This window comes from Propylenella binzhouense, from assembly GCF_009866965.1.
GTDB classification, from domain to species: Bacteria; Pseudomonadota; Alphaproteobacteria; order Rhizobiales; family Afifellaceae; genus Propylenella; species Propylenella binzhouense.
Window position 1 is genome coordinate 1 of record NZ_SPKJ01000220.1, and the last position, 879, is coordinate 879.

The 879-nt window shown below is 75.9% G+C and carries 3 protein-coding genes; all 3 read right to left on the bottom strand.

Annotation, left to right across the window (positions count from 1 at the left end; translation table 11 throughout):
* On the bottom strand, positions 1-210 hold a 210-nt coding region (locus E4O86_RS23015), incomplete at its 3' end, for a hypothetical protein (protein WP_161142859.1).
* Positions 211-219: 9 nt separating this feature from the next.
* Positions 220-576: a hypothetical protein gene (locus E4O86_RS23020; RefSeq protein WP_161142860.1), complete on the bottom strand. Its 357-nt coding sequence runs from the start codon at positions 574-576 to the stop codon at positions 220-222.
* A 64-nt stretch (positions 577-640) separates the two neighbouring features.
* A partial coding sequence (locus E4O86_RS23025; protein ID WP_205521065.1) for a hypothetical protein occupies positions 641-879 on the bottom strand: 239 nt, incomplete at its 5' end.

Sequence of the window (879 nt, forward strand, 5' to 3'; positions counted from 1 at the left end):
CCGGGGCGGCCGGGCGGCGGACGGCGGCGCCGTGATTCCGGCAGGCGTCACGTTGCGGACGCCGGTGTCGCTGTCGGGCAGCGCCGCTTGCTTCCAGGCCGGCAGCGCGTCGGCGTGCGCGGGCGTCTCGCCGGGCGGGCGGGGGCCGATCAGGGCCGCGGCGCCGGCGAGGATTCCGATCGCGAGGAGGACGTAGAGGAGGAGCCGCATCGGCGAAGTCTAGCGCATCCGCACGAATTCATGCGCGCGCACGTAAGGCCGGCCGGCGAAAAAGCCCTGCTTGCAGGCCGCAACGCAGAGCGCGAACCCGGTTTCCGAGGCGAGCTCGCCCGCCTGCCACCGCGCGCATTCGAAGTCGCAGGCGCCGGGCCTGCAGGAGCTGACGAGGCGCGTGAAGCCGGAGGCGGCGTAGCACGCGTCGACCGCGCGCCCGGCATAGGCGGCCCCGCCCGGGTAAAGATCGGCGGCGCCGGCGGGGAACGTCCAGAGGAGGACGCCGGCGAGGCCGACCATCGCCGCCCGCGCGCAGGACGCGCCGCCCCGCGGCCTTGTCGAAGCGGCTTTGCGCAGTGGCATCGGTCTCCTCCGGGGCACTTTGAGCCGACAAACGGGTTCAAGGCCGATCGCGTTCCACGCAGCTTCAGCGCGGCTGCGGCGTCTCGATCACGGTCACGCCCGATCCGGGACGCGCGTCCCGCGATCCGCCGTCGGCGGCGTCCCCGGCGTCCGGTTCGGTGCGGCCCTCGCCGGCATCGAGAAAGAGGCCGCCGGCCGGGACGGAGGTTCCCGGCGCCACCCCGGCGGGCGCCTCGGCCGCGCCTTCGCCCTCGCCGACATGCCGCACGTTCGGCGCCGGCGCGGCCTGCGGACCGGCGGCCG